This window comes from Flavobacterium piscinae (genome assembly GCF_004122145.1).
Classification (GTDB): Bacteria; Bacteroidota; Bacteroidia; order Flavobacteriales; family Flavobacteriaceae; genus Flavobacterium; species Flavobacterium piscinae.
In genome coordinates this window covers 262,084-281,023 of sequence record NZ_SBKQ01000004.1, presented here as the reverse complement: position 1 = coordinate 281,023, position 18,940 = coordinate 262,084, and the positions used below count along the sequence as shown (strand labels likewise).

At 36.9% G+C, this 18,940-nt stretch carries 16 protein-coding genes; 3 read left to right on the top strand and 13 right to left on the bottom strand.

Annotated features, from left to right (window positions below):
• Nucleotides 1–6,527: fibronectin type III domain-containing protein (locus tag EQG68_RS05540; protein ID WP_164975393.1), on the bottom strand; the 6,527-nt coding region annotated here is incomplete at its 3' end.
• A 191-nt stretch (nt 6,528–6,718) separates the two neighbouring features.
• Here EQG68_RS05540 and hflX point away from each other — a divergent pair.
• Nucleotides 6,719–7,945 (top strand): GTPase HflX, encoded by a 1,227-nt coding sequence (gene hflX, locus EQG68_RS05535; RefSeq protein WP_129463788.1) that lies wholly within the window; start codon nt 6,719–6,721, stop codon nt 7,943–7,945.
• Nucleotides 7,946–7,971: 26 nt separating this feature from the next.
• The gene (locus tag EQG68_RS05530; protein ID WP_129463787.1) at nt 7,972–8,172 is read left to right on the top strand and encodes a hypothetical protein; all 201 of its coding nucleotides are present in this window, start codon (nt 7,972–7,974) and stop codon (nt 8,170–8,172) included.
• A 23-nt stretch (nt 8,173–8,195) separates the two neighbouring features.
• Here EQG68_RS05530 and EQG68_RS05525 read toward each other — a convergent pair whose 3' ends face one another.
• From EQG68_RS05525 to EQG68_RS05495, 7 genes are all read right to left on the bottom strand, one after another.
• The gene (locus tag EQG68_RS05525) at nt 8,196–9,089 is read right to left on the bottom strand and encodes a DUF3078 domain-containing protein (RefSeq protein WP_129463786.1); all 894 of its coding nucleotides are present in this window, start codon (nt 9,087–9,089) and stop codon (nt 8,196–8,198) included.
• Nucleotides 9,090–9,130: 41 nt separating this feature from the next.
• Nucleotides 9,131–9,637 carry a DUF2480 family protein gene (locus EQG68_RS05520; RefSeq protein ID WP_129463785.1) on the bottom strand — a complete coding sequence of 169 codons (507 nt, stop codon included), beginning with the start codon at nt 9,635–9,637 and terminating at the stop codon, nt 9,131–9,133.
• An 84-nt stretch (nt 9,638–9,721) separates the two neighbouring features.
• A complete protein-coding gene (locus EQG68_RS05515) occupies nt 9,722–10,045 on the bottom strand; it encodes an SUF system Fe-S cluster assembly protein (RefSeq protein ID WP_129463784.1) in 324 nt (107 codons plus the stop codon).
• 63 nt (nt 10,046–10,108) lie between these two features.
• Nucleotides 10,109–10,522 carry a GxxExxY protein gene (locus EQG68_RS05510; protein WP_129463783.1) on the bottom strand — a complete coding sequence of 138 codons (414 nt, stop codon included), beginning with the start codon at nt 10,520–10,522 and terminating at the stop codon, nt 10,109–10,111.
• 39 nt (nt 10,523–10,561) lie between these two features.
• Nucleotides 10,562–10,981 (bottom strand): SufE family protein, encoded by a 420-nt coding sequence (locus EQG68_RS05505; protein WP_129463782.1) that lies wholly within the window; start codon nt 10,979–10,981, stop codon nt 10,562–10,564.
• A 1-nt stretch (nt 10,982) separates the two neighbouring features.
• A complete protein-coding gene (locus EQG68_RS05500) occupies nt 10,983–11,405 on the bottom strand; it encodes a hypothetical protein (protein ID WP_129463781.1) in 423 nt (140 codons plus the stop codon).
• Between the two features lie 16 nt (nt 11,406–11,421).
• A complete protein-coding gene (locus EQG68_RS05495; RefSeq protein WP_129463780.1) occupies nt 11,422–12,636 on the bottom strand; it encodes an aminotransferase class V-fold PLP-dependent enzyme in 1,215 nt (404 codons plus the stop codon).
• Nucleotides 12,637–12,790: 154 nt separating this feature from the next.
• On the opposite strand from EQG68_RS05495, the gene EQG68_RS05490 reads away from it, so the two are divergent.
• Nucleotides 12,791–14,134, top strand: a complete 1,344-nt coding sequence (locus EQG68_RS05490; protein ID WP_129463779.1) for a serine hydrolase domain-containing protein — start codon at nt 12,791–12,793, stop codon at nt 14,132–14,134.
• Between the two features lie 106 nt (nt 14,135–14,240).
• Here EQG68_RS05490 and sufD read toward each other — a convergent pair whose 3' ends face one another.
• The 5 genes from sufD to EQG68_RS05465 form a co-directional block, all read right to left on the bottom strand.
• Nucleotides 14,241–15,557 carry a Fe-S cluster assembly protein SufD gene (gene sufD / locus EQG68_RS05485; RefSeq protein ID WP_129463778.1) on the bottom strand — a complete coding sequence of 439 codons (1,317 nt, stop codon included), beginning with the start codon at nt 15,555–15,557 and terminating at the stop codon, nt 14,241–14,243.
• A gap of 69 nt (nt 15,558–15,626) precedes the next feature.
• On the bottom strand, nt 15,627–16,376 hold the full coding sequence (gene sufC, locus EQG68_RS05480; RefSeq protein WP_129463777.1) for a Fe-S cluster assembly ATPase SufC: 750 nt from the start codon (nt 16,374–16,376) through the stop codon (nt 15,627–15,629).
• A gap of 140 nt (nt 16,377–16,516) precedes the next feature.
• On the bottom strand, nt 16,517–17,965 hold the full coding sequence (gene sufB, locus EQG68_RS05475; RefSeq protein WP_129463776.1) for a Fe-S cluster assembly protein SufB: 1,449 nt from the start codon (nt 17,963–17,965) through the stop codon (nt 16,517–16,519).
• 70 nt (nt 17,966–18,035) lie between these two features.
• On the bottom strand, nt 18,036–18,443 hold the full coding sequence (locus EQG68_RS05470; protein WP_129463775.1) for a four helix bundle protein: 408 nt from the start codon (nt 18,441–18,443) through the stop codon (nt 18,036–18,038).
• Between the two features lie 124 nt (nt 18,444–18,567).
• Complete coding sequence (locus tag EQG68_RS05465; RefSeq protein ID WP_129463774.1) at nt 18,568–18,897, bottom strand: HesB/IscA family protein; 330 nt, start codon at nt 18,895–18,897, stop codon at nt 18,568–18,570.
• Between the last annotated feature and the right edge of the window lie 43 nt (nt 18,898–18,940).

Below are 18,940 nucleotides of genomic sequence, written 5' to 3'. Positions count from 1 at the left end.
GTGTCAATTGTCCCACTCCATGTTCCCGTTACTCCCTCCAATGAAGTCGTCGGTAATAACGGTGATTCCGAACCTTGACAAACTGATATCGGATCAAAAGTTGGTAAAATCTCTGAGGATACGGTGATTAACAGAGTAACTGTAGTAGCACATTGTCCTGCATCAGGAGTAAACACATATTCTGCATCTGTAACTGCTGCAGAAGTATCAATAGTTGCAGGACTCCATGTTCCTGTAATACCGTTTGTTGCTGTTGGTAAAGCATCCGGTGTTGCATTAAGACAATAAGCTGTTACAATAGGATCAAATGTTGGAATCACTTCTTCTGTTACGGTAATTAACCATGTAACAACACTTGCACATTGTCCTGCATCTGGAGTAAATGTATATTCCGCATCAACAACAGCAACTGATGTATCAATGGTTGCAGGTTCCCATATACCCGTTATGCCATTCGTTGGTATTGGTAATTCATCTGGTGTTGCACCAATACAGTAAGTTGTTGTAATTGAGTCAAAAACAGGCTCAATAACTTCAATAACAGTAAGTGTTACTGTATGACTTTCGTTTATTTCACAAACACCAGTATTTGATGTTACTAAATAAGTAATCTCATAAATACCAGCCGTACTGGTTGACAAATCAATTGCTCCGGTAGAAGCATCGATAGTTAACCCTTCAGGAGTAGTCGTAAAAGTACCTGTTGTATCAAAGTCTACAGCAGGAGTAAGAACCGGATTTGGTCCGGATTTACAATATTCTGCTTCGTCATAATTAAATTCTGTAATAGGTGTAACGGCATTTACTAATTCTACTGTGAAAGTAAACGAACCGCCATCAGTACAACCTTGAGGCTCTAGTGTATATACGACTTCATATATACCTGCAGTACTAGTTCCCAGATTAATTTCTCCGGTTGTTGGATCAATTACTAAGCCAGTGGTTGAAGTAAATTCTCCTCCGGTATTAAAGTCAGTTGCTAATGTTGGCAACAAAAGACCACTCGTACTTGATACACAAATGACTGCCGGATCATATTCAAACTCAACAATTGGAGTAACAATATCATCACCAAAAGTTAAGAAGAAGGATTTAACTAGAGAACAAGTATTCGTTAAATCGGAAACTCGAACCCAAATTTGTTGACCCTCTGTACCTTCAAAAGCTTCTGGGTTTTCAATAGGGTTTTGTGGAACTTGAGCATCTTCTTCTGATAAATAATAAGTAAATAAGAATAATGCTGGATCAAAAGTTCCCAATACAACTTCATTATTTTGAGTTAAATCAAAAATAGCTGTACTAGTTGCACTACATGATTCTAAATCGATAGGATCATTGCTAGGGAATTCAATAATATATACAATATCAACTGTTTTAGAAGTAGTAACCTCTTCGCCTGGAGTACACGTTGCATAAGTTGCAACAGCTTGCATTTCAAGAGTTAAAGACAAATTGGTTTCTAATTCAAGTTGTTGTTCAGGTGTTAAAACAATTGAAATATCTTCTTGATCACTGTATAGCTCACCATTCATTAACCATTGGAAATCTACATCTGACTCACCATTTGGTAAAAATCTCCACGCTTCATCAATTGCAGACCAAGTACCTGTGTTACGTCCCGGAGGAGTATAGCCATCTGTTCCTGTTGCATTTTGAATTCCAATTACACCTCTACCTCCATTCCAAGCAGTACAAGGTTCTCTTCTTTGTACATACACTTCAATAATATTTGAAATTTCATAAATTACAATTTGAGTTGTTTGAGCTCCAATAGTCGGGTTATTATTACAACCGCCACTGAACTGAGCAACTTGAGAAAAATTAACAACCAAAGCTCTACAAGGATAGGTACCTAAAACTTGGTAATTAATATTTGGAATGGCAAATGCATTTTCAACCGAAGGGTCAATATCTTGGTAAACCCCATAAATAGCATTTAAAATTGGGAAGGTAGGATCTGGTACATTTTGGGTATACGACCATGGGCAAAATCCTCCATCAGCCATTCCGTTTCCAAACTGAACAACACCATTAGAACCAACTTTAGCTTGCGTAAACGATTGCCCAAAGAAACAGAAGTTGAATGGCAAATCAATGGCATCCGACCAAACGTCATCCGTCTCAACGGAAGTCTGTATTCCTCCCACAAAAGGGAATGGTGGTGCATATTCGATAGACTCTACGGCATAAGAAGTTGTAGAAGCAATTCCATAGAATGATGCTGAAAGGTTAATTTCTTCAATGTCAGAATCCGGACAAACTACCACAGAACCATCTACTATATCTACACCAACACCAACTACATCAACAGAGGCACATCCTGGTGGGATAAAGATTGAAAATTGTTCAGGACCAGCCCAAAAACTTAAATCATCTTCACTACAAATTGCTCTCACATAAAACTCATAAAATTCATCTTCTGCCGCTATAAAAGTATAATTTGGTTGGTCAACAATAATACCAACTGTACCAGGCCCTGGTGCTCCTGCTCCTAATGGTTGTATGAATACTTCCCATTGTGTCTCAGTTCCAACCGGTGTCCAAGTTAAATCTACAGAAAATGATCCAATCTCTGTTTGCGGTAATAAATCAATCGGAGAAGGACAAGTTACAAGGCTTAAATTAATATTATCAATTGCTGCCGGTGGTTGTGTTCCCCCGCTTCCGTCATTTCTCCATTCAAAAACCAATCGAATTGTAGTTCCTGCATAAGGAGCAAGAGACAATATATATGTCTGAGTCGTGTAATTTCCATTTTGATTAAAGTTGGCTCCCAATTGAACACCTCCACTTGCCGCCGCAGTAATTTGAGTTCCTTGCGTTGGGTTGAAAGAAGTTGGAACAATCCAAACTCTAAAATAATCAAATGTGGACTCTCCAAGTGCTCTCCAATCAAACGAAAGCGTACCCTCATTTACAGCATTTGGAATTTCAATATCTCTGTAAGCATGAACAGTAGTAGCAGAACCACCCGTAGTATAGGTATTCGAAACTCCAGTATCATTAGAAATGTACATTGCTTGAGTGCCGCCGTTATTGGTAGCTGTACCCACTGTCCATCTGTTAACAGATGCTCCGTTTACAAACGACCAACCATGTGTCCCTTCAAACCCTTCAGCATAATCTAATTCTGCCGGAATTTGAGTTGTAATAAAAGTGGCTGGTGATGTAGTCCAAGGACTAATACTTGTCTCGCTACAAATGGTTCTTACATATACTGTATAACTAGATGAAGGAGTTAGGCCTTCAATTAAAAACGGATTATCTGTAGTAACAGTTCCGGTATCAGTATCTGCAGGAGCGGGTGAACCTGCCGGAACCACAATTACTTCATAGTTGTCAAAGCCTGGAATAGCATCCCAACTTACTTCTGCATTTTCTTGACCAACATTCGCTACAACAATATTATTTGGTGGTAAACACGCCGGATTATCACAATCTACCATCGCGGTATATAAAACTGTGTTAACTAATCCTGCTGATGCCACATTCATATTGTATAGAGTTTGATCAAATGGATTGATAACTTCTATACGAACCTCACCGGCAAAAGTACCTCCTACGCTCCAAAATAATTCAAATGGAATACCATTACACAATGGCACGACCACATCAATTGGCCCTGCTCCACCTGTAAAAGTGGCACCTATAGTTGCTACTACAATTCCGTTTTGTCTGATTTGCATTCTAGCTCCGTTCCATCCGTCGCCAAAACTATCACGCATTCTGAAAATGTAATTACATTGTTCCTCTAAAGGACAGATTGTTGTGTTAAACACTGCTACAGGAGTCCAGTTGCTTGGGTTTCCATCACATATCGCTCTTACATAAACATTATAAATTGTTGCTCCGGTTAATCCTTCAATTAAAAAAGGATTATCCGTTGTAACCGTTCCTGTACTTCCGGCATCCGGAGCGGGAGAACCATTTGGCAACACAATAACCTCGTATTCCGTAACACCTGGAATCGGTGTCCAAGATACTTCTGCAGAAGAATCACCAATGTTATCAAAAGTAATACCAGTTGGAGGTAAACACTCCGGAATACCACATTGTACTAAATTATCTTCATACAATACTGTACCAACCAAACCAGCAGATGCTACGTTCATGTTGTACACAGTTTGGTCAAAATTGTTGATTACTTCTATTCTAACTTCTCCGGCAAAAGTACCCCCAACACTCCAGAATAAATCAAATGGTAATCCATCACATAAAGGAACAACTACATCAACTGGACCAGCACCTCCTGTAAAAGTTGCACCAATTGTAGCTACTACAATTCCGTTTTGTCTAATTTGCATTCTGGCACCATTCCATCCATCTCCAAAACTATCCGTCATTCTAAACGTATATTCACACTGATCTTCTATAGGACAAACGGTTGTATTAAATACAGTAACCGGTGTCCAGTTACTTGGTGTAGGTGTAGAACATATTGCTCTTACATATACATTATATATAGTAGCTCCTGTTAATCCCTCAATTAAAAAGGGATTATCCGAGGTAATTGTACCTGTACTGGTAGCACCAGGCGCAGGGTCTCCATTTAGTAGAACAATCACTTCGTATTGAGTAATCCCGGGTATTGGTGTCCATGAAACCTCAGCAGAAACATCACTTATATTATCAACGGTAACCCCATCAGGAGGTAAACACGCCGGAAAATCACAATCAACTAAACCGCTATACAATTCAGTATTTACTAAACCTGCCGAAGCAGTATTCATGTTGTACAGTACTTGGTCAAATGGATTAATTACTTGAATACGAACCTCTCCGGGGAAACCTCCACCAACTGTCCAAAATAATTCAAAAGGTACGCCAGTACAAAGTGAAACCGTAACATCCACAGGACCATTACCTCCGGTGAATGTCTCTCCGATAGTGGCAATGACTATTCCGTTTTGTCTTATTTCCATTCTTGCTCCATTCCATCCGTCACCAAAACTATCACTCATTCGGAATGTATACAAACACTGCTCATTAGGTTCACAGATTGTCGTATTAAATAAAAACGGTCCTGCCCATGCACTGAAAGAACCATCGCCACAATCTCTTCTCACCCAATATTGGTATTGAGAAGAAGCTACAAGCGGTGTACTGTCAAACAATGTTGTTACGTTTACGTTTTCAAAACTATTCGTTTGAACTCCAGCACCTACAGGTACAGTAGATCCAGCAGTTTGAACTACATACTCCCAAGAGGTTGCTCCGTTTGCGTCCCAATTTAAAACAGCACTTGTTTGCCCGCCAACAGCACCTAAATTGGTAGGAGGTGGACAATTAACTACTTGTAATGCCAGCGTGTAAGGAATAGTGGCTGGGGTACCGCTAGTTGAAATAACTATATAATAAGTTTGTCCTGAAACTACAGGCAAGTCAATAACTCTTGGCGTCCCTGCATTATTTGCTACACCTGCAATACAACTTACTCCAACGTTAGCACAACTGTTGTAAATAAACAAACCTGAGTTGTTTCCGGTTGGCGTCATCGTTACATTAACCACACCATCAAAATCTGCGGTGTAACTGTAATATACATTATTTCCATTTAAGAAATTACCTGCTGCTCCACAACCTGATGAACCAGGGGTTCCGTCGATATCATCTGAATAATTTGAGGTATTATCAGTAGTAGAATAAGGTAAACCACTGTCAATTGGAATAGCGGAATCACAGGTTAAACCCGGTGAGGATGTAGTAAAATTCGCCGGTCCAACCCATTCACTGCTACTTTCAGAACAGATTGCTCTGACATATACTTCATATTGAGTAGTAGGGTTTAAATTTGTTGGCGAATAGGAAGTCCCCGGTCCTACTTGAACACCAACTCCGGTAGGAGTATTTGGAAACTCTACAATTTCTACTTCAAAAAGTTGAGCACCACTTGGGTTATCCCAAGTGATAGTAGCACCAACTTGGCTAATCATTCCTACTTGAATGTTTTCGGGATTTAAACATCTTTCAACCACACGAACATCATCCACAATCCATCTGTCTCCGGTTGGAGCCGCTGTGGGTTGTGTAACGCTCAACACAAACGCTATGTAAATATTTTGCCCTTGAAACCCGGTAAGATCTACTGTTTTTTCTTCACAAATATTAAAAACTTCTGTTAATTCAGCCTCAGTCCATGATGCAACAATTTGGAATCCACTAAATTGGTCAACGGTTGAAACCCGAATCTGATAGGTTGTGTTTTGAAACCCATTGATTGTTGAGCGAGTTGAAAATACAAGCTGTCCATTATCCGGAACCGTAACTTCTGTAGAGACCAACCATTTTTCGGAAGTATTTCCTGCTCCAATATTTTCAGTTCCATTCACAAAAGCTGAAATGGTTCCTTCACAAACAATTGGAGGTGTTGCAACGGTGTTTACGGTAGTCCATTGGTTAGAACCGAATGCATTGTTGTATCTTGCCCAGCCGGTCGGTATTCCACCCTCAAAGTCTTGAGGAACCTGAGAATACGCAACCGTTCCTGTCATGATAAACAACAGTAAAAGTAATGTAATTCTTTTCATAAAATGAAAGTTTAGATTGTTTTGTAATTTTTTTTTGTAGGTTTAGAGAGCCAAATTTAACAAAAATTAAGAATTATGTAACATTATTTTAATTTTTAACTAAATAATTCAACAATTTTGTTTTTTTTATTTATACAATTTGGCCTAAAAAGCTCTTGAATTACTTAATTTTGCAAGACATTTAATCGTTTATGTTAGAAAAAGAAAAAATAAATTTTGAGAAAACAGTTGTCGTTGGAATTGTTACCAAAGAGCAAGATGAATCGAAATTGAACGAATATTTAGACGAATTAGAGTTTTTGACCTACACTGCTGGGGGAGAAGTAATTAAACGTTTTTGGCAAAAATTGGAAAAACCCAACCCAAAAACATTTGTTGGCACGGGTAAGATGGAAGAAATTCATCTTTATATTAAAGAAAACGAAGTTTCAACCGTTATTTTTGATGACGAGCTTTCTCCGGCTCAGCAAAAAAATATTACCAAAATTTTAGATTGTAAAGTATTAGACCGAACCAACCTCATCTTAGATATTTTTGCTCAACGTGCCGAAACTTCGTATGCGAGAACGCAAGTAGAACTGGCTCAATGTCAGTATTTGCTGCCGAGATTATCCGGAATGTGGACTCACTTGGAACGTCAACGTGGAGGAATCGGGATGCGTGGTCCGGGGGAAACAGAAATTGAGACTGACAGACGAATTGTGCGTGATCGAATTGCTTTGTTAAAAGACAAAATCAAAACCATTGATAAACAAATGTCGGTCCAACGCAGTAATCGTGGAGCGATGGTTCGCGTTGCTTTGGTTGGTTACACCAACGTAGGAAAATCAACATTGATGAATGCGGTTGGAAAAAGCGATGTTTTTGTAGAGAATAAATTGTTTGCTACCTTAGATACTACCGTCCGTAAAGTAGTGATTAAGAATTTACCGTTTTTGCTATCGGATACAGTTGGTTTTATTCGAAAATTACCAACACAATTAGTTGAATCCTTTAAAAGTACGTTGGATGAAGTTCGCGAAGCCGATTTGTTGCTTCATGTTGTAGATATTTCACACCCGGATTTTGAAGATCATATTGCTTCGGTCAATCAGATTTTGCAGGACATAAAAAGTGTTGATAAGCCAACTATCATGGTTTTTAACAAAATAGATGCTTACAAACCCGCTTATTTTGATGAGCACGATTTAATGACTGAGCGAACTTCAAAGCATTATACTTTGGAAGAATGGAAAACCACTTGGATGAGCAATGTTGGCGAAAAAAATGCCCTATTTATTTCGGCTACTGAAAAAGAAAACTTTGAGGAATTTAGAGAAAAAGTATACGAAGCCGTACGTGAGATTCATGTGACTCGTTTTCCTTATAACAAATTCTTGTATCCGGATTATAAGGATGCTGTAGAAGAAGATAAATAATAGCACAAACTGCGACAGGGGTTGAAGTGGAAAGCTTTTTTGATTTTTTTCGTACAAATGCCCGAGCGAGGAAGCGACCAACGGAAGCTCCCGCAGCAGGAGCAGTTGTTGAAAAAAATCAAAAAACTTGGAACGGAAAACCCGACCGTTCGCCCAAAAAAAATTCCGACAAACGAGAAATTTCACAATTCATTTTTGATTATGAGATTCCTCGTTCCTCGGAATGACAAGGTTCTGTGGGAACTATTTTTTAAAATCCGAAATTCACGCCTAAACCAATAACTTGTCTGGTTTGAAACCCTCTAAAAGCATTGTCGTCATAAATGGTTTGAAAGGCAAGATTGGTTGACAAATATTTATTGATTTTCATCACAATATTCACTTGATAGTCTAAATCAACATTTTGTGGGTCTTCGAGGTAGTTGGTATATAAATTCAAGATATTTTCCATGCTTACATTTTCGAAAAGTTGAGTTTTGTAGTAAGCGGAAAGCGATGCTCCAAATTCAAAACGCATATTATCTCCCGGATCCACTCCAAAAGCACCTAAGTCAGCTAAATCTTGGTCCATCACAAATACAAAACGAGAAGTTAGCGGTGCGATGTTTACTTTAAGATTTTCGCTTTTTCTCCACATCATACCGGGACCAACTTGTAAAAATGCAGGAGAGAAGAAACTGGTTGATTTAGGTAAAGTAAAGCCCGGTGCAGGATTTCCTAAATCAGTTGTTAATTGCGTTTTTAAGTTTAAAAACATCGAATAATACCAATATCCGCTTGCTTTTTTACCGGCTAAGGAATTGAATTCAAAACGGTCATCTGATTTTAAGATTTCTTGTCCTTTAATCTTAGTAACGCCATAGTTAACCATTAATTTGTTATCCCAGCTCCAATCTTCTTTTTTGTAATTGAAATCATAATTAATTCCGGCTGAAATAGCCAAATTTGATTGTCCGCCGGCTAACCAATTAGAAAAAGTTGATTGATTGGCCAGAAAATTAAAGTTTCCTTTTTTAGTCCATCCTTTTGTTGCAGTAGTGTCTTCAATTTTTTTTGCCACTTCTTCAACAGATTTTACAACTCCGTCTTGAGCCATTACTGTTGACCCAACAAATAATACCATTAAAAGTAATTTTTTAAGCATAATTTTAGTGTTAAAAATAAGGGCAAAAGTAACACTTTTTTTTAACTTTTCTTTTTGAATAAGGGAACGGCTGAGCAAGCTTCACCAAACATGACACTTTTGGCTACTTTTTGAAGATTTTGCATAGCAAAAACATAAGCTGATTCCGGTACCGGTTTTTTAGAACATCCTTTTAGAATTACCGGTTTATTGGAGTAATTGGAATAATCGATTTGACTAAGTATTTCATTATACAATATAGTGTCAATTTCTTCCTTTTTACCTAAGGTTACCTTTTTGGCAAAGGGTTGTAAATGTACCGTGACCAAAATAGTAGCCCAAGCGGGCAAAATAGCCTCGGCAGAGCAATGAATGGCTATAAAATGGTTTTGGTATTGCGACCAATCATGGTTTTTTAAGGCTTCCCGAAAATCTTTTTCTTTCAGTAAAAACCCTTCTTCCAGCCATTGGGCAATATCAATTTGTGTTCTGATTCCTGAGGGATAATAATCCTCTAAATCGAACACTTCGAGGGATGAGTTGGCTACTTTGTTGATGATTTCGTTCATAATAATAAGTCTTCAGTCGCAGTTCACAGTCGCAATTTTCAGATTCAAGTTACTGAAAACTGAGACTGAAAACTGCTAACTTCTTTAAAGCATCCCCAATTCTAATTTTGCTTCTTCGCTCATTAAATCTTTGCTCCACGGTGGGTCGAAAGTAATTTCTACTTCGCATGATTTTACCGGATCAAGTGATTTGATTTTTTCTTCCACTTCTCTTGGTAGGGTTTCCGCAACGGGACAATTGGGTGAAGTTAAGGTCATTAACACTTTTACATCATTGTCTTCGTTAATCATGACATCGTAGATTAATCCAAGTTCATAGATATCAACAGGTATTTCAGGGTCGTAAATTCCTTTCAATACTTTAACTACTGATTCACCTAGGTTTATTTCGTCTTTGTATTCTTCCATTTTGTTTATTTAAAAAAAATTGACTGTTTACTTAACCATATAAGTAGTGTAAGGGAATATAAGTTAATCCCAAATTTGATTATATAAATTATTAATATATGTTTTTTGGCCTTCTTTGTAAATGTTTGTTACATTAAAATTGATTAATAAGCCAATTGGTATTTTTAATAAATTCATATACGATAAAATCTGAGCTTCAAAAATCGGCTTCATTTCTGTAACTGATTTTAATTCAACAACTAATTTTTCTTCAATTAAAAAATCACACCTTAATTCAGCATTAACCTCAATCCCTTTATATTGAATTGGTATCAATAATTCCGATTGAAAATTAATTTTTCTTAATTCAAGTTCATGTTTAAGACATTTGTGATAAACACTCTCAAGTAATCCAGGACCAAGACTTTTATGAACTTCAATGGCCGCACCATTTACTTGATAAACTAAATCTTTTAAATCTTGTTTCGTATAATTCATAGATCTTATATTCTCTTATATGGCTTATATGGTAAAAAATTATTGCTTCGCTTCAAAAGCTAACGCGTACATTTTTATTTGTTTGATCATCGAAACTAAACCATTTGCTCGAGTTGGTGAAAGATGTTCTTTCAATCCAATTTCATCAATAAAATCGGTATTCGCTTCTAAAATATCAGCCGGTTTTTGGTTGGAAAACGCTCGAATCAAAATAGCGATAATCCCTTTAGTCAAAATAGCATCACTGTCTGCTGTGAACATAATTCTTCCGTCATTTTCTTCACCTTGCAACCACACTTTTGATTGACACCCTTTAATAATGTTGTCATCCGTTTTATACTTTTCATCTATCAGAGGTAATGATTTTCCAAGTTCGATGATGTATTCGTATCGTTGCATCCAATCATCAAACATTGAAAATTCATCCACAATTTCATTTTGAATTTCTTGAATGGTCATATTATTCTTTTATCGTTAAAAGGACAAGCTTATTAATAAAATTTTCAATTTCTACCGGAGGGTAACCATGGTCAAAACCATCCGTTGTATACGTTTTGCCTTCTAAATTAATCGTAATATTGGCATGAGCTGCTCCGTCATAAAGTCGTTTGGACGTTGGAGCTTTTAAGTTTTTCATGTTCTCTAAGTTGATTTCACGAAAGGCTTCCACTAACTCTTTCCAATCCTCTTTTGATAGATTAAGCTCAAATGGTTTTTCGTCGCGACTATTGAGAACTGTAACTTTTTTGTCATCAATTTTAATAACCTTGTAAAATCCTCTTGAAACAGCTTGGTATTCAATTATTGCATTGTCAATATCAGAAGTATCTGAACATCCTTTCGCCAGAAAAAAGGATAAAAAAATAGTAAAAATTGTTTTCATGTGCTTTGATTTAATATTAACTCAACATCATTTGTGCTTTTTTGACAGCTTCTACTAAGGCATCAATTTCTTCTTTGGTGTTATAAAACGCAAACGAAGCTCTCAGTGTTCCCGGAATTTGATAAAAATCCATAATTGGTTGGGCACAATGGTGTCCGGTGCGAACCGCTATTCCTAATTTGTCAATAATCGTACCAACATCATACGGGTGAATTCCGTCAAGATTAAACGAAATTACGGAAGTTTTTTGAGATGCAGTGCCGTAAATTTTTAAACCTTCAATTTCGAGTAATTTTTTTGTACCGTACTCTAGCAACTCGTGTTCGTAAGCGGCAATGTTGTCAAAACCAATTTCATTAAGGTAATCAATGGCGGTACCGAGGACAATTCCACCCGCAATGTTTGGCGTTCCCGCTTCAAACTTGTGTGGCAATTCCGCATACGTAGTTTTTTCAAAAGAAACGGTAGCAATCATTTCTCCGCCACCTTGATAGGGTGGTAATTTGTTTAACCAAGCTTCTTTTCCGTATAAAATTCCGGTTCCGGTTGGTCCGCAAATTTTGTGTCCGGAAAACACATAAAAATCACAATCCAAGTCTTGAACATCCGGTTTTAAATGCGGCACAGCTTGAGCTCCATCGATTAAAACCGCAGCACCCACTTCGTGTGCTTTTTCAATCATCCATTGAATCGGATTGATGGTACCTAAGGCATTGGAAATGTGGTTTACCGTTACCATTTTAGTTTTTTCTGAAAGTAAACGTTCGAACTCTGAAAGTATCAATTCTCCGTTTTCATTCATCGGAATTACTACCAATTTCGCTCCTGTTTTTTCGCACAACATTTGCCAAGGCACAATATTACTGTGGTGCTCTAAGGCCGATACCATAACTTCATCACCCGGTTTCAAAAAACTCCCAAATCCATTGGCTACCAAATTAATACCGTGTGTAGTGCCGGAAGTAAAAAGCACTTCGTGGGAGAATTTAGCATTGATGTGCTGTTGAATTTTATAACGAGAAGCTTCGTATGCATCGGTAGCCAATTGACTCAACGTATGCACACCACGATGAATATTGGCGTTAATTTCTTTATAATAGTTGGCTTCGGCATCAATCACTACTTGCGGTTTTTGCGAAGTGGCGGCGTTATCGAAATAGACAAGCGGTTTTCCGTTTACGGTTTGATTAAGAATCGGAAAATCAGCTCTAATTTTTTGACTATCTATCATTTTTATTTAGAAAAATTCTAAATACAAAAGTAGTAAAAAAGGAAGTGGTAACCGCGACAAATTCACGAATTTTTATGAATTGTGACAGCTGAAATACTTCATAATCGATTTTTATTTATTATAATTTTATACATTGCAAAAAATAACATTTCAAATGAAAAAGTTTTTCAAATTTTTAGGCGTTATACTTTTTTTGGTTGTCGTATATGTGGGTGTAACCACCTATCCGAAATTAGATATTGTTTCCGGTTTTTCGGCCAAAAGTGTGGCTTCAGGACATTTTATTGACGGACGATCACTCGAAATTATAGAAAGTGGCGATAATGATATTGACAATGTTCGTTTGGCCACTAATGAAATCAATGAACAAGGAAAATTTGTCATCTCTTCTGCTTTCGGATTAAAAACACGGAAAGCCATTTATCGAGAAGGTTTAGGAGCAACTTTGATTAACGATGATTTTGATGAAACAAAACCGTATTTGGTACCGAAACGAAATAAAACAGCTATTGATTTACCTTTTCCTTATGGAAATTTGGAACCCAAAGACAGCGTTTTTCCGGAAGTGAATTACGAAAAACTGAATTTAGCAGTTGATAATGCTTTTGATAAAAAAGGTGAAAAATCGAAACGAACTCGTGCACTTTTGGTAATTTATAAAGACAAAATTATCGCTGAAAAATACGAAGACGGTTTTACTAAAAACACCAAATTCTTAGGTTGGTCGATGACCAAAAGTATTACAGCGACCTGCTTTGGAATTTTGCAAAAACAAGGAAAAATTGACATTAACAAACCCGTTGGTTTAGCGGAATGGGCAAAGGATGAACGTTCCAAAATTACCTTACACCATTTGATTCAAATGAATTCCGGTTTGGAATGGGAGGAAGATTATGGGAAAATATGCGATGTAACCAAAATGCTTTTCTTAGCCGAAGATATGCCCAAAGTGCAATTGGAAAAACCGGCTGCTTTTGAACCCAACACCCATTGGAATTATTCTTCGGGAACAACGAATTTATTGTCAGGGATTTTGCGAAGACAATTTACTACGCATCAGGAATATTTAGATTTTTGGTATGCTTCTTTGATTGATAAAATCGGCATGCATTCGATGTTGATTGAACCCGATATGGCTGGGAATTACGTAGGTTCCTCTTACGGTTGGGCAACCACTCGCGATTGGGCAAAATTTGGCTTATTGTATTTGCACGAGGGCAATTGGAATGGTCAACAGATTTTCGATAAAAGTTGGGCGAAGTATGTAGCAACTCCAACACCAACTTCTAATGGGAGTTATGGTGGACATTTTTGGTTAAACGCAGGCGGAACGTATCCGGATGTACCGAAAGATATGTATTATGCCAGTGGCTACCAAGGGCAAAAAGTCATCATCATTCCGAGTAAAGAAATGGTGATTGTACGTTTTGGATTGACGGAAGATGAGGATTTTGATTTTAATGGGATGATGAAAAACATTATCTCTAGCATTAAATAATTTTTTAACCGGAAAGAGCACAAAGTAAAAATGGCAAAGGACGCAAAGATTGTTAAATCAACTTTGCGTCCTTAGTGTAAAACTTAGCGAACTTTGCGGTTAAATCTTATAAATCAAACCCCAAATTCACTCCCAATTTTGTTGCAATAATCTTCATGATACGTTGCTTGAGTTCCGGGATTTTGATGCTTTCGATGACTTCATTGGAAAAAGCATAGAGCAATAACGCTTTGGCTTCTTTTTGAGGTATACCGCGTTGTTGCATGTAGAACATCGCTCTTTCGTCTAATTGACCAATCGTGCAACCATGCGAACATTTGACATCATCAGCGAAAATTTCCAATTGTGGTTTCGCGTTGATGGTGGCTTTATCGCTCAATAAAATATTGTTGTTTTGCTGAAAAGCATCGGTTTTTTGGGCTTCTTTTTCCACGAAAATTTTTCCGTTGAAAACGCCTGTGGAACTTCCGCCTAATATTGTTTTATAGTTTTGATGGCTTTCACAATTGGGTGTCGCGTGATTTACTAACGTGTAATGATCCACGTGTTGCTTGTCGCCAATAATCGTGATTCCTTTTAAGGTGGAATCGATGCGTTCCCCAAAATGGTAGAAATTTAAGTTATTTCGGGTGATATTTCCACCAAACGAAAAGGTGTGCACCGCTACTCTACTCTCTTGTTTTTGAGAAATATAAGTGTTGTCAATCAAATTGGCGGTTTGTTCGTCATTTTGAATTTTATAATAATCAACAATCGCTCTTTTTTGAGCAAAAATTTCGGTCACTGAATTGGTCAACACCGGATTACTATTCAAACTCTGATGGCGTTCGATAATTTGCACGTGAGCATTTTCGCCTACAATAATCAAGTTTCGAGGTTGCACCATCAAGGCACTTTCTTCACCTGTTGAAAAATGAATGATTTCAATAGGTTTGTCGGCCACTTTACTTTTTGGAATGTTGATGTAAGCACCTTCTTGGGCAAAAGCCGTATTTAGAGTGGTTAAACTCTCATCTTTGCTGGCAATTTGGTTGAAATAGGTGTCCAACACCATCTTGTATTTTGGTTTGGTCAATACCGATGAAAGTAAACAAACATCAATTCCTTCGTGCGTTGTTGACGATAAAAACGAGCTGAATTTTCCATCTACAAAAACCAATTTATAGGTGTCGATTTCGTGAAGAAAAAATTGCTTAACGTCTTTAAATTCAATCGCATTTTCCCTTTTTGGAAAAACAGAAAAGTCGTTTTTTAAGACCGAATTCAGCGATGTATATTTCCAAGCTTCCTCTTTTTTAGTGGGGAAACCTTTGTTTTCAAAATTTTTAATGGCCGAAGTTCTGATGTCGTGTAACTGTGCTGTTACATCAACTTTTTCTTCGAAAGCCATGAAGGATGATATGAGTTTTTCTTTTAGTTCCATTTGTTCGGTTTTCAGTCGCAGTTTTCAGTCGCAGTCGCAGTTACTGTAAACTGTGACTGTGACTGTAAACTAATTTAATTCACTTTTTATCCAATCGTAACCTCTTTCTTCTAGCTCAAGTGCTAGTTCTTTTCCGCCGGATTTGACTATTTTTCCATCCATCAACACATGTACAAAATCAGGAACGATATAATCTAATAAACGTTGGTAATGCGTAATAACTAAAACGGCATTTTCGTCGTTTTTTAATTTGTTTACGCCATTTGCCACAATTCGTAACGCGTCAATGTCTAATCCTGAATCCGTTTCGTCTAAAATAGCAATTTTGGGTTCCAACATTGCCATTTGAAAAATCTCGTTACGTTTTTTCTCACCACCCGAAAAACCTTCATTTAACGAACGGGATAAAAACTTGCGGTCAATTTCTAATAATTCTGATTTTTCACGAATCAATTTCAACATTTCATTGGCCGGCATTTCTTCTTTTCCGTTGGCTTTTCGGTGCTCGTTGATGGCCGTTTTCATGAAATTCGTTACCGAAACGCCCGGTATTTCAACCGGATATTGAAACGATAAGAAAACGCCTTTATGAGCTCTTTCTTCAGGAGCTAATTCTGCTAAATCTTCTCCTTCTAATTCAACTGAACCTTCCGTTACTTCGTAATTTTCGTTTCCTGCTATTACAGCAGAAAGTGTACTTTTCCCGGAACCGTTAGGTCCCATGATGGCGTGTACTTCTCCGGCTTTGATTTCAAGGTTGATGCCTTTTAATATTTCTTTGTCTTCAACACTTGCGTGTAAATTTTTTATGCTTAACATATTATTTTTAGTTTCAGGTTTAACGTTTCAGGTTCATTTAATATGACTCTTGAAACGATTCATTTAAATTATTTTTTATAGTTTAAATACTAATTTGTTTAAGTTCAGGAACAACTTGAAACCTGAAACTTGAAACAAAACTATCCTACCGAGCCTTCTAGCGAAATCTCCAACAACTTCTGAGCTTCCACTGCAAATTCCATCGGTAATTTATTCAATACTTCTTTGCTAAAACCGTTTACTATTAACGCAATGGCTTTTTCAGTTGGAATGCCACGTTGGTTACAATAGAACACTTGGTCTTCTCCAATTTTGGATGTTGTGGCTTCGTGTTCGATTTTGGCGGATGTATTTTTACTTTCGATATAGGGAAAGGTGTGAGCTCCACAATTATTTCCCATCAAAAGTGAATCACATTGCGAAAAGTTTCGAGCATTTTCGGCTCTTGATGAAATTTGTACCAAACCACGGTAACTGTTTTGCGATTTTCCGGCCGAAATTCCTTTAGAAATAATGGTGGACTTAGTGTTTTTGCCTAAATGAATCATCTTAGTGCCGGTATCGGCTTGTTGATGATTATTTGTCACAGCAATAGAGTAAAATTCACCTATCGAATTATCACCTTTTAAAACACACGAAGGATATTTCCAGGTGATAGCAGAACCGGTTTCTACTTGTGTCCATGATATTTTTGCATTTTTCTCACACAAACCTCGTTTGGTCACAAAGTTATAAACGCCACCTTTTCCTTCTTTGTTTCCAGGGAACCAGTTTTGAACAGTGGAATATTTAATTTCGGCATCGTCCAACGCAATCAATTCCACCACAGCGGCATGCAATTGATTTTCGTCACGACTTGGAGCCGTACAGCCTTCTAAATAGGAAACATAACTACCTTCGTCGGCAATGACTAACGTACGTTCAAACTGACCTGTTCCGGCTTGGTTGATACGGAAATAGGTAGATAATTCCATTGGACAATGAACACCTTTTGGGATATAACAGAAACTTCCGTCTGAAAAAACAGCGGAATTCAACGCTGCATAGAAATTATCTTTGGGAGGAACAACGCTTCCAATATATTTCTTTACCAACTCAGGATGTTCTTTGATGGCTTCTGAAATACTCATGAAAATGATGCCTTTCTCCGCCAATGTTTTTTTGAATGTAGTGGCTACAGAAACCGAATCGACCACAATATCGATGGCCACATTGTTCATTTTTTTCTGCTCATCAACTGAAATACCTAGTTTTTTATACATGGCCAGTAATTCAGGATCTACATCATCCAACGTTTTGTTAGGATCTGCTTTTTTGGGTGCCGAATAATACGAAATCGCCTGAAAATCTGGTTTTTCGTAGTGTACATTAGCCCATTCCGGTTCGATCATTTCTTGCCAAGAACGAAAAGCGTCCAAACGCCAATTGGTCATCCATTCGGGTTCACCTTTTTTAAGTGAAATTGCCCGAACAATATCTTCATTTAAGCCAACGGGAAACGTTTCAGAATCTAATTCGGTATAAAAACCATATTCATATTCTTTGGTTTCCAGTTCAACTTTTAAATCGTCTTCTGTATATTTAGCCATAATTTATTAATCTAAAAAATTAAAAAATCTAAAAAATCTAAAAAAAGTCAGTGCAACAATTTTTTTGTTTTCAATCCTTTTGATTTTTTTGATTTATTTTATTCTGCTTTTCTAAATTTTTCAAATACTTAATGTAATTTCCTAATTGTTTTGAAATTTCAAGAACATCATTTCTGTGCTCATAAAAATTTTCATTATTTATATATTCTAACAATTGTAAAAAATTAAACATATTTCTACACTCTCCGGCAGAACCTTTTGAAATATAAAGAAATCGAATTAATTCTTTTTTGGTTTCTCGTTCAAAACCTTCTGCAATATTGTTAGAAATAGATAGTGCAGCTCTTTGTAATTGATCTTTTAAACCATAATCTTTAGCAATTTTTTCATTTGTTAATGTTAGTTTATACACTTTTACACCAAATTCTAATGCTTTTTGGTAAACTTCCATTTCTTCGAAAGAATTATATTTTGCCATTATTATAAATTTAAAAAACTTAAAGAATCTAAAAAATCTTAAATAAGAACAAATAACAATTTGCTAGCTTTTGATTATTTAGATTATTTTACTTGTTTTGATTTTTTTGATTTTTTTGATTCATTTACAACGAAAAACTTTCACCGCATCCGCACGTTCTATTTGCATTCGGGTTGTTGAATACAAATCCTTTTCCGTTTAATCCGCCTGAGAATTCTAAAATCGTTCCGGCTAAATAGAGAAAACTTTTTTTCTCAACCGCTACTTTTATATCGTTGTCCTCGAATACTTTATCGTTTTCTCCGATTTCTTTGTCGAATTTTAAATCATAAGACAAACCGGAACACCCTCCGCTTTTAACCCCTACACGAACATAGTCACGAGCGGCATCAAAACCATCTTCCGACATCAAGTCGATGATTTTTTTTCTGGCTGTATCTGAAACTTTTATCATGTGTTATTTTGATTTTGTCTAAATTAACTGCAAAGATACATCA

Bases quoted from the DNA above. Each gene is read 5' to 3' on its own strand.
- hflX (WP_129463788.1), top strand. From the start codon at position 6,719: ATGTTAGAAAAAGAAAAAATAAATTTTGAGAAAACAGTTGTCGTTGGA.
- EQG68_RS05525 (WP_129463786.1), bottom strand. From the start codon at position 9,089: ATGCTTAAAAAATTACTTTTAATGGTATTATTTGTTGGGTCAACAGTA.
- EQG68_RS05520 (WP_129463785.1), bottom strand. From the start codon at position 9,637: ATGAACGAAATCATCAACAAAGTAGCCAACTCATCCCTCGAAGTGTTC.
- EQG68_RS05515 (WP_129463784.1), bottom strand. From the start codon at position 10,045: ATGGAAGAATACAAAGACGAAATAAACCTAGGTGAATCAGTAGTTAAA.
- EQG68_RS05510 (WP_129463783.1), bottom strand. From the start codon at position 10,522: ATGAATTATACGAAACAAGATTTAAAAGATTTAGTTTATCAAGTAAAT.
- EQG68_RS05505 (WP_129463782.1), bottom strand. From the start codon at position 10,981: ATGACCATTCAAGAAATTCAAAATGAAATTGTGGATGAATTTTCAATG.
- EQG68_RS05500 (WP_129463781.1), bottom strand. From the start codon at position 11,405: ATGAAAACAATTTTTACTATTTTTTTATCCTTTTTTCTGGCGAAAGGA.
- EQG68_RS05495 (WP_129463780.1), bottom strand. From the start codon at position 12,636: ATGATAGATAGTCAAAAAATTAGAGCTGATTTTCCGATTCTTAATCAA.
- EQG68_RS05490 (WP_129463779.1), top strand. From the start codon at position 12,791: ATGAAAAAGTTTTTCAAATTTTTAGGCGTTATACTTTTTTTGGTTGTC.
- sufD (WP_129463778.1), bottom strand. From the start codon at position 15,557: ATGGAACTAAAAGAAAAACTCATATCATCCTTCATGGCTTTCGAAGAA.
- sufC (WP_129463777.1), bottom strand. From the start codon at position 16,376: ATGTTAAGCATAAAAAATTTACACGCAAGTGTTGAAGACAAAGAAATA.
- sufB (WP_129463776.1), bottom strand. From the start codon at position 17,965: ATGGCTAAATATACAGAAGACGATTTAAAAGTTGAACTGGAAACCAAA.
- EQG68_RS05470 (WP_129463775.1), bottom strand. From the start codon at position 18,443: ATGGCAAAATATAATTCTTTCGAAGAAATGGAAGTTTACCAAAAAGCA.
- EQG68_RS05465 (WP_129463774.1), bottom strand. From the start codon at position 18,897: ATGATAAAAGTTTCAGATACAGCCAGAAAAAAAATCATCGACTTGATG.